This is a genomic window from Phenylobacterium sp. (genome assembly GCF_030651755.1).
GTDB lineage: Bacteria > Pseudomonadota > Alphaproteobacteria > Caulobacterales > Caulobacteraceae > Phenylobacterium.
The window spans coordinates 1-9,383 of sequence record NZ_JAUSBZ010000070.1 but is presented as its reverse complement, the minus strand read 5'-3'; the positions used below and the strand labels follow the sequence as shown (position 1 = coordinate 9,383).

Below are 9,383 nucleotides of genomic sequence, written 5' to 3'. Positions count from 1 at the left end.
GGCCTGGCGCTGGTCCACCACATAGAGGACGTGGTGGGGCGCAAAGCTCTGCTTGCGGTCTAGAATGGTGGCGAGGTCGGTCGTGCCGTACATGGCCGAGCCCTCGGAGGAGACCACCAGCAGGGGCGGCAGCTCGCGCTTGTCGCCCTGGCGGTTCACCCGGATGATCCGCGCGCCCTGGTCCTCGACCAGCAGGGCCTTGGCCTCCAGGTCCTTGACCATGTCCGGGATCAGCGGATCGGCGTCGCTCTCCCCCTTCCAGAGGTCGAAATCCACGCCGATGGCGTGGAAGTCCCGGGCCAGGGCCACCTGAGTCACCCGGGCGAAGTGACGCCACAGCAGATGATAGCCCCGGTTGTGCGCCTGCAGGTCTGCGGTCAGCTTGCGGGCCCGGTCGCGATAGTCGGGGTCTTCCTTGCCCTTGGCCGCGGCCAGCGGATAGAGCCGGTCGAGATCAGCCAGGCTGATCCGCTCGTCCAGGGCGGCGAAGGCCTGGGCCTCGTCATCGGCGGTCAGCGGCGTGGTCCGGGCGTTGACCTGTTCGACCAGCCTGGCGACGAAGGTGTCCTCATCGCAGACCGCGCCGATCAGCAGGCCCATCTGATAGCCCCAGTCGCCGAAATGGGCGTCGCCGACCACCTCGTCGCCCCGGAACCGGTAGAGCCGCTTGATCGCCTCGCCGATGATGGACGACCGCAGATGGCCCACATGCATGGGCTTGGCGACATTGGGGCCGCCGTAGTCCACCAGGATCTTGCGCGGCGCCGCCACCACAGCTGCGCCGAGGCGGGGGTCGGCGGCGATCTCATTGGCCCGGACCGAAAGCGCCTGGGTGGCGACCCGCATATTGATGAAGCCGAGGCCGGCGATCTCCACCGAGGCGAGCCGCGGATCCTTGGCCAGTTCAGCCACGACGCCGGCGGCGATCTCCCGGGGGTCGCGCCTCGCCTGCTTGGCGGCGGCGAGCGCGCCATTGCACTGGAAGTCGGCCAGGTCGGGCCGGTCGGACGGGGTCACACGGCCAAGCTCGGCCGACAGACCCGCAGAGGCGAAGGCGGCCGAAACCGCCTCGCTCAGGCCCCGCTTGAGATCGGTCATTGGCTGGCTGGGGCGTTCCCGGCGGCGACGGCGGTTCCGACATCGATACGGAACCGCTTACCGGCGCGGTTGAACTCGGCCATTTCGGGAGTCACGTCAAAGCCGACGAGAATCTCGAAATTTGCGCCGCTGGTGGTCAGCTGAGCGCGGGGAATGACGATTCCCTCGATCATCTGACGCACATAGGTCCGGTCCTGGCCGGACGCGAAGGTCACCGGCAGGTCGAAATACTCCTTGGCGATGACCGCGTCGTTGCGCTTGGTCACGGCCACCCAGTAACGATAGGTCTTCTGGGAGCCCTGCGAGGTCGGGCCGCGGCCCAGCTCGAACAGGACCTCCATGGCCACCTTGATCGGCTCATCGTCCTCATAGGAACAGCCCGCCGAAATCCCCTGGATTTCGCCGGAATAGCCCACCGCGGCCGAGGCCTCACGGCCGCCCTCGAACTCCACATAGCGCCCGGCGTCATACAGCACCTTGGCGAAGGGACAGGGGCCGGCGTTGCGCAGCTGCGGCAGCGGCGCCTGGCGGTCGCCCCATTCCGACTGACGGCGGCGGCGGTCCGACGCCTGCGACTGGCCATCGGCCTCCTCGCCGCGGCGGTTCTGCGCCGCGCTCTCAAGGGGGAACGAGGTGACGGCGAGCGCCAGGGCGAGAACCGATAGCAGGGAACGGCGCATAGGGAGTCCAACTCTGTCGACGCGGCGAGACCGCGCATGAGGTGACTGTACTAATGGTTCTCGATTGAGGCCGCAACGCGGCTGGCGGTGAGGGACCAGACCCCCTAGATTTCCGACCATGACGCTGACCGCCCCCCGCCCGCCCCTCACTGTCCTGTTGGCCGCCCCCCGTGGGTTCTGCGCCGGGGTCGACCGGGCGATCCAGATCGTCGAGCGGGCCATCGAGAAGTATGGCGCGCCGGTCTATGTTCGCCACGAGATCGTCCACAACCGCCACGTGGTCGACCGGCTGCGGGCCATGGGCGCGGTCTTTGTCGAGGAACTGCACGAATGCCCAGACGACCGGCCAGTGGTCTTCTCGGCCCACGGGGTGCCCAAGTCGGTGCCGGCCGAGGCCGGCCGTCGGCAGATGCTCTATCTGGACGCCACCTGCCCCCTGGTCTCCAAGGTGCATGTCGAGGCCCAGCGCCACTATGAGGCCGGCAAGGAGATCGTGCTGATCGGCCATGCCGGCCATCCGGAAGTCATCGGCACCATGGGCCAGCTGCCCGATGGCGTGGTCACCCTGATCGAGACAGTGGAGGACGCCCAGGCCTTCATGCCGAAGGATCCCGCCAATCTGGCCTTCGCCACCCAGACGACCCTGTCGGTGGACGACACCGCCGGCATCGTCGCAGCCCTCCGCGCCCGGTTCCCCCTGATGGCCGCCCCCCACAAGGAAGACATCTGCTACGCCACCACCAACCGGCAGGAGGCGGTGAAGTCCGTCTCGACCCGGGCTGACCTGCTGCTGGTGATCGGCTCGGCCAATTCGTCCAACTCAGTGCGCCTGGCCGAGGTCGGCGCCCGGGCCGGCTGCCCCGCCCACCTGATCGACGACGCCCAGGCCCTGGACTTCGCCTGGCTTGAGGGGGTCCGCACCGTGGGCGTCACCGCCGGGGCCTCGGCGCCGGAAGACTTGGTCCAGGGCGTGATCGACCGCCTGGCCGAACGATTCGACCTGACCATCGACATGGAGGAAGCCGCCCGCGTCGCCGTGACCTTCAAGCTGCCGCGGGTTTTGAGCGAGGCTGAGGCGTGATCGTCAGCCCCTAGAACCGTCTGGGAAGGCTAGGCGATCTGAACCTCACGCCTGAGCCAAGACACGAGCGTTTCCAGGTCTGTCGCTCCGCTCGCCACAGCGAACATCATGCCAGTCGCGTCATCCTCGTCAGCCACAAGGCGCAGGCCGTTGTCCTCGAGGAACTGGCCCATCGCGACAAAGGCGACCCGCTTGTTGCCGTCGATGAACGGATGGTTGCCAGAGATCGCGGTCGCATAGGTGGCCGCCAATTCGATCAGGTCTCGACAGCCCTCATAGTGAAACCGGTGCACCGGCCTGTTTAGGGCTGAGACAAGAAGACCTTCGTCACGCACGCCTCTCACACCGCCTGACGCCTCCAGGATATCGTCATAGAGGGCCAGGATCAGGTCCACATCCAGCCAGAAAGGCTCCACCGAGAGCGCCTATTTGGCCAGTGCGTCGAGGGTCTTCCTGTATCGAGAGATGAGGAGGCGCCCACGTGCGCGACGGCCCTCGAACGACATATCGCGGCCAGCCAGGGTGAATTCGCCGGCCTCGCCGACCTCGGCATAGAGCGTCCCGCCCTCAACGACGCCAAGGGCGTCGCGCAGTTCTTCGGTGAGGACGACAGCGAGGTCGTCGCCAACCTTGGTGACCCTGAGTGCGACCATGTTCAATCTCCTGCTGTCGAAACTACCACAGGGTTCACAGGACGTCTTGACCGCGCCAGCGGCCTCCCCCATGCCCGCGCCATGGCCGTCTACACCGACATCTCCGATGAAGAGCTCGCCGAGTTGCTCGCCCGCTATGACCTGGGGGCGGCGCAGACCTTCAAGGGCATCGCCGAGGGGGTGGAGAACTCCAACTTCCTGCTGGAGACCGATCGCGGCCGCTTCATCCTGACCATCTATGAGCGCCGGGTGAGGCCTGAGGACCTGCCCTTCTTCCTCGGCCTGATGCGTTGGCTGGCTGATCACGACTACCCGTGCGCGACCCCCATGCCGGGCCGCGACGGCGAGCTCATTCAAACCGTGCGGGGCAAGCCCGCAGCCATTGTCGGCTTCCTGCAAGGGCTTTCGGTGCGCCGCCCCGGCGCCGCCCATTGCCGGGAGGCCGGCGAGGGCCTGGCCCGGCTGCACCTGGCCGCAGACGGCTTCCCCATGGGCCGGGCCAACGACCTGGGGCAGGCCGCATGGGCGCCGCTGTTTTCGGGCCTGAAGGACGCGGCCGAGAGCCTGAAGCCCGGCCTGGCCGCCACCATCGCCGCCGACCTTGAGCATCTGGCCGCCCATTGGCCGACGGACTTGCCCCAGGGCGTCATCCACGCCGACTATTTCCCGGACAATGTGTTCTTCCAGGGCGAGCGGTTCGCCGCGGCCATCGACTTCTATTTCGCCTGCGTCGATGCGCTGGCCTACGACCTCGCCGTGGCGCTGAACGCCTGGTGCTTCGAGGCCGATGGCAGTTTCAACATCACCAGCGCCCGGGCCATGGTCGCCGGCTATGAGCGCCACCGCCCGCTGAGCAAGGCCGAGCGCGACGCCCTGCCGATCCTGGCTCACGGGGCGGCCATGCGCTTCTTCCTGACCCGGCTGAACGACTGGGGGGCGACGCCGGCTGGCGCCCTGGTGCGACCCAAGGACCCGCTGGAATATGAGCGCAAGCTGGCGGTGCATCGCAGCGCCACCGACCTTGTGCTGTTCGGAGCGCCCTCGTGACGCCCAAGGTCACGGTCTTCACCGACGGCGCCTGCAGCGGCAATCCGGGTCCCGGCGGCTGGGGCGCCATCCTGATCTTTGGGGACAAGGAAAAGGAGATCTGCGGCGGCGAGCCGGCGACCACCAACAACCGCATGGAGATGATGGCCGCCATCCAGGCCCTGGAGACGCTGAACCGTCCCTGCCACGTCGAGCTGCACACCGACAGCCAGTACGTGATGAAGGGCATCACCGAGTGGCTGCCCGGCTGGAAGGCGCGCGGCTGGAAGACCGCCGCCAAGGCGCCGGTCAAGAATGCGGACCTCTGGGTGCGGCTGGACGAGGCCCGCCTGCGTCACCAGGTCGACTGGCGATGGGTCAAGGGGCACGCCGGCCACGTCCTCAACGAACGGGCCGACGCCCTGGCCGGAAAAGGTCTGCGGGAGGCCCAGGCCGCCCAGAGCATGGTGCGATCAGACGGAGCCTTCTGATCGTGAAATGATGCTCTGAACGCCAAGGTTGGCGCGCGTTTCGCTCCGAGATCTGATCAGCCGACGATCAGGAAGCCCACATAGGCGATATAGGCGATCAGGAAGGCTGCGCCCTCCAGCCGCTGCAGCCCGCCGCCGGTGCGCAGGAACAGGGCCAGCAGGCCCGTGGCGCCCAGCAGCACCCAGATGTCGAGATGGGCGATCTCCGGGGGGATGCGGATGGGATAGACCATGGCGGTCACCCCCAGCACGCCGAACACGTTGTAAATGTTCGAGCCGATCACATTGCCCACCGCCACCTCCGGATGACGGCGCAGGGCCGCCACCACGCAGGCCATCAGTTCCGGCAAGGAGGTCCCCACGGCCACAATGGTCAGGCCGATGATGGTCTGGGACACGCCGAAGCCTTCAGCCAGATCGATGGCGCCGCTGACCAGGAGCCGGGCGCCTATGACGGTGAGGGCGATACCCGCCACTGTCATCAGCAGGAACTTGCCCAGGACCCGCAGATCAGCCCTGGACCGCGGCGTGTCGGCCGCTGCGGCCTCGACCGACATGCGGCGGCGCTCTCGCAGATAGGCCAGCGCCACATAGACGACGAGCACCGCCACCAGCAGGCCGCCGAACCAGCGGTCGATGAAGCCCGCCAGCACCGCCAGCAGAGCCGCCGCCGAGGACAGGCCCAGGACGATCATGTCCCGGCGGATCACCACGGGCCGGATGAAGATCGGCGCGATGACCGAGGTCACCCCCAGGATCAACAGAATGTTGGCGATGTTGGAGCCCACCACATTGCCCACGGCGATGCCCGGGGCGTGCCGCATGGCTGCGATCAGGCTGGTGACCAGTTCCGGGGTCGAGGTGCCAAAGCCCACCAGCACCAGACCGCTGAGCAAGGGCGAAACGCCCAGGATGCGAGCCGCCCCCACGGCCCCTCGGACCAGGGACTCGCCGCCGACAGCGAGCATCACAAGACCGCCAAGGATCAGCAGGGTGACAATCATCGGGATCGGAACTCTCCAGAGGGGGCCGAAGGCGCCGCCATTGCGCTGCAGGCGCCCGCGCCGTCAGGTCGGCGGACACCACGATCAAACGAACAGAATAGCTGGATCGGTCCGAGCCCAGGCATCGAGCACCCTCGATGCGGTCCGACATCACAGTCACCATGACTGTCAGAGGGGCCCGGTCCGCATCGCCTAAGGTGGCGCCCGCCCGTGAAGTGTCAAGGTCAGTCGCGTCCTGAGGGAAGGCGCGGCCGCAGCTGCTATGGGCAGGGTCATGCTCTAGGGACGCAGGGCCAGGTCGGCTTCCATCTCCTGGGCCTGCCGGCGGGCTTCAGCCTCCCGCGGGTCCACCCGGTACCGGACAGCCGCCAGGCTGGAGGCCAGGGCCTGGCCCCGGCGGGCGGCGGCGACCTCAGCGATCCGGCTGGACCGGTTGCATTCGGGAAACTCCGCCCGGCGGCTGGCGAAACCCGCATTGAAGGCTTCCTTCAGCCGGCGGTCCAGGGCCTCATCAGGCGCCTCGGCGTCGGTGACTCCGATCATCCGATCGCGCCAGTACTGATCATAGGCGCCCTCGCAAACCTGCCGCAGGGCGTGGCTCTCCCCCAGCACATAGGCGATATCGGCCAGGGTCTGGCGTTGCGCAGGCGTGCGTTCCTGAGCCTGGACAGGCAGGGCCAGGCTCGCGAGCGACACAGCAAGGATCAGGGCGGCGGAACGCATGGTCGCAGTCTAGGAGGCAGAGGCCCAGCTTGTCACGGGCGCGCGCCTGAGGGGCGAAAGCTCGCGCGAGACCAGGACATCTGTTAGCGGATCAGAAGACAGGTTCGGGGGACGAAATCATGGCTCAACTTCACTTCGCAAAGGCCCTGGCCCTGGGCCTGGCGATCGCCCTGGGCGCCGGGGCGGCGCAGGCGCAGGCCCCCGCCCGCGAGCCCAGCACCCTGATCGCCGTGCTGGCTGGCATGGGCGCCCGCGGCGAGATGGAGGGCCGCGAGGCCGGCCAGGTGCGCCTGAATGTGGTCACGCCCGGGGGCATCTTCGGCGCTGAGTTCATCGGCTGCGACGAGGCCGGCCGGGCCTGCCGAGCCCTGGGCTTCACCGCGAGCGTGGAAAAGCGCGCCATGACCATGGATCACCTCAACGCCTTCAACAGCCGCGACATCCTGTGCCGCACGATCCTGCGCGGCGACCAGGTCGATATCCGTTACGGCCTTCTGCTGACCGACAGCCAGACCGAAGGCGACCTGCGCGACCATGTCGCCGTCTGGCAGCGGTGCCTGGGGGCCTTCGCCGGTCTGGCCAACGACCCCGCGGGCTTCCTGGCCGCGCCTTGAGCGGAGGCTCAGGCGGGAACCAGACCTCTCAGCCTCGCCATCCGGTCGATGGCCGCCTCGGCCTCGGCCACCATCTCGGCGACGATCTGGGCGGCCGGTTTGATGTCGTGAACCCCGCCGGCCGACTGGCCCATGGCGAAACAGGACCGGTCAGGGTCGAGGCCTTCGATCTGGCCGCCGATGCCCCCCATCACGCCGGTCTGGCCTGACAGCATGGCCTGCATGGGGAAGGGCTGGATATCCTGGGGCCGGCTTTCCCAGTCCGCCACATAGGGGTTGCTCATCACCCGCATGGGCTTGCCCGAATAGCAGCGGGTGCGGACCGTATCGACATCCTGGGCGGCCACCACCGCCTCGCGATAGGCTTGGCCGGCATGGGCCTCGGTCGAGGCGATGAACCGGGTGCCGATCCAGACCCCTTGGGCGCCGAGCGCGAGCGCCGCCGCCAGCCCCCGGCCATCGGAAATGCCGCCCGCAGCGACCACCGGGATCTTCACCGCCTCCACGGCCTGGGAAACTAGCGGCAGGGTCCCCACGAGCCCCGTATGGCCGCCGCCCTCCCCGCCTTGGCAGATCACCGCGTCGCACCCGGCCTGCTCGGCCTTGACCGCGTGCTTCACCGCCCCGCAGACCACCATCACCAGGAGGCCGGCGGCCTTCAGCTTCTCCATGATCGGCATGGGCACGCCGAGGCCGGCGATGAAGGACGAGGCGCCCTCCTCGATAATGATCTCCACCGACGCCGTCAGGCTTTCCGGAGAGGCGGCCAGCAGGTCGACGCCGAAGGGCTTGTCGGTCAGCTTCCGGACCTTGCGCATCTCCTCGCGGATGAAGTCCGGGGAGCGGCCGGCCATGCCCAGCACCCCATAGCCGCCGGCCTCGCAGACGGCGGCCACCAGTTCGGCATAGGCCACCCCGCCCATGCCGGCCTGCATGATCGGATGCTGGACCTTCAACAGGTCGCAAAGGGGGGTGTGCAGGGTCATGGCGTCGTCTCCCGTGGTGTTCTCGTTCCCCCCACCATGGCGCCGACAACCGCGCCCGCAAACACTGACCCTGCGTCAGGGGGCGAAGCCCGAATCTTGAACCACGAAGAGCACGAAGAACACGAAGGACTCACAGCCCCTTCAATCCCTTCGTGTTCTTCGTGCTCTTCGTGGTCAAAAACTGTTGCGCCTGCGGCGCGAGGCATCGGAATCAGAAGACCCCGTAGCCGCCGTCGATCAGGAAGGAGTCGCCGGTGTGGAAGCGCGAGGCGTCCGAGGCCAGATAGACGGCCATGCCGCCGAAGTCGGCCGGCTCGCCCCAGCGGCGCATGGGCACCCGCTTGATGACGTTCTCGTTGAACTTGTCATTGTCCTGGGCGGCGGCCGTCATGTCGGTGGCGACCCAGCCGGGCAGGATCACATTGGCCCGCACCCCATAGCGGGCATGCTCCACGGCGATGGCCCGGACCATGGGGATGAGCGCGCCCTTGGTGGCCGCATAGGCCTGGTTGCGCGCCGCCCCGTCCAGGGCCGAGAGCGACGAGATCGCCACCAGCGAGCCCCCCTGCCCGTCGCCGCCCCGGGCGACCATGTGCTTGCACGCCTCGCGGAAGGTGAAGAAGACCCCGTCCAGATTGACCGACAGCACCTTGCGATAGGTCTCGGTGGGAAACTCCGAGAACGACCTCGCCCCGCCGCCGATGCCGGCATTGGCCACCACCGTGTGGACCGCGCCCATCTTCGCGACGGCCGCTTCCATCCCCTCAGCCACCGCGGTCTCGTCGGCCACATTGACCACCTGGGTCAGCACCCGCACGCCGGTGGGCTTCAGCTTCTCTTCCGCCGCCCGGTTCTTGTCGGGATTGGAGCCCCAGATGACGATGTCGGCGCCGGCCTGGGCCATCGCCTCGACCATGCCAAAGCCGATCCCGCCATTGCCGCCAGTGACCAGGGCGACCTTGCCGGTCAGATCGAAGGGTTTATAGGCCACGGCGTCCTCCTCATTTTCAAACACTTGTTGGGCGTG

General features: G+C 67.9%; 12 protein-coding genes. 4 read left to right on the top strand and 8 right to left on the bottom strand.

Translation table 11 applies throughout. The annotated features are described in order from the left end of the window. The coding region (gene argS, locus Q7V15_RS07225; protein ID WP_304754772.1) for an arginine--tRNA ligase at window positions 1-1,098 on the bottom strand (1,098 nt) is incomplete at its 3' end. Continuing rightward, a complete protein-coding gene (locus Q7V15_RS07220; RefSeq protein WP_304754771.1) occupies window positions 1,095-1,778 on the bottom strand; it encodes a Tat pathway signal sequence domain protein in 684 nt (227 codons plus the stop codon). The genes argS and Q7V15_RS07220, both read right to left, overlap by 4 nt. Before the next feature lie 118 nt (window positions 1,779-1,896). Here Q7V15_RS07220 and ispH point away from each other — a divergent pair, with 118 nt between their 5' ends. Then, complete coding sequence (gene ispH / locus Q7V15_RS07215; protein WP_304754770.1) at window positions 1,897-2,859, top strand: 4-hydroxy-3-methylbut-2-enyl diphosphate reductase; 963 nt, start codon at window positions 1,897-1,899, stop codon at window positions 2,857-2,859. 29 nt (window positions 2,860-2,888) lie between these two features. On the opposite strand, the gene Q7V15_RS07210 is transcribed toward ispH, so the two are convergent. Both Q7V15_RS07210 and Q7V15_RS07205 read right to left on the bottom strand, forming a co-directional pair. Further along, entirely contained in the window at window positions 2,889-3,254 is a 366-nt protein-coding gene (locus tag Q7V15_RS07210; protein WP_304754769.1) for a type II toxin-antitoxin system death-on-curing family toxin, read from the bottom strand. Between the two features lie 30 nt (window positions 3,255-3,284). Continuing rightward, a complete protein-coding gene (locus Q7V15_RS07205) occupies window positions 3,285-3,512 on the bottom strand; it encodes a hypothetical protein (RefSeq protein WP_304754768.1) in 228 nt (75 codons plus the stop codon). 81 nt (window positions 3,513-3,593) lie between these two features. Between Q7V15_RS07205 and thrB the strand changes: the two genes are divergently transcribed. After that, window positions 3,594-4,559, top strand: a complete 966-nt coding sequence (gene thrB, locus Q7V15_RS07200; RefSeq protein ID WP_304754767.1) for a homoserine kinase — start codon at window positions 3,594-3,596, stop codon at window positions 4,557-4,559. Continuing rightward, the gene (gene rnhA, locus Q7V15_RS07195; protein WP_304754766.1) at window positions 4,556-5,029 is read left to right on the top strand and encodes a ribonuclease HI; all 474 of its coding nucleotides are present in this window, start codon (window positions 4,556-4,558) and stop codon (window positions 5,027-5,029) included. The genes thrB and rnhA overlap by 4 nt, the downstream gene beginning before the upstream one ends. Window positions 5,030-5,085: 56 nt before the next feature. Here rnhA and Q7V15_RS07190 read toward each other — a convergent pair whose 3' ends face one another. Together Q7V15_RS07190 and Q7V15_RS07185 are read right to left on the bottom strand one after the other, a co-directional pair. Then, window positions 5,086-6,033 (bottom strand): calcium/sodium antiporter, encoded by a 948-nt coding sequence (locus Q7V15_RS07190; RefSeq protein ID WP_304754765.1) that lies wholly within the window; start codon window positions 6,031-6,033, stop codon window positions 5,086-5,088. A gap of 279 nt (window positions 6,034-6,312) precedes the next feature. Next, entirely contained in the window at window positions 6,313-6,756 is a 444-nt protein-coding gene (locus Q7V15_RS07185; protein ID WP_304754764.1) for a TIGR02301 family protein, read from the bottom strand. A 119-nt stretch (window positions 6,757-6,875) separates the two neighbouring features. On the opposite strand from Q7V15_RS07185, the gene Q7V15_RS07180 reads away from it, so the two are divergent. Then, window positions 6,876-7,370 (top strand): YbjN domain-containing protein, encoded by a 495-nt coding sequence (locus Q7V15_RS07180; RefSeq protein ID WP_304754763.1) that lies wholly within the window; start codon window positions 6,876-6,878, stop codon window positions 7,368-7,370. Window positions 7,371-7,378: 8 nt separating this feature from the next. Here the strand turns inward: Q7V15_RS07180 and Q7V15_RS07175 are convergent, their stop codons facing one another. Next, window positions 7,379-8,356: a nitronate monooxygenase family protein gene (locus Q7V15_RS07175; protein WP_304754762.1), complete on the bottom strand. Its 978-nt coding sequence runs from the start codon at window positions 8,354-8,356 to the stop codon at window positions 7,379-7,381. A gap of 211 nt (window positions 8,357-8,567) precedes the next feature. Beyond that, window positions 8,568-9,347: an SDR family NAD(P)-dependent oxidoreductase gene (locus Q7V15_RS07170; protein ID WP_304754761.1), complete on the bottom strand. Its 780-nt coding sequence runs from the start codon at window positions 9,345-9,347 to the stop codon at window positions 8,568-8,570. Window positions 9,348-9,383: the final 36 nt, after the last annotated feature.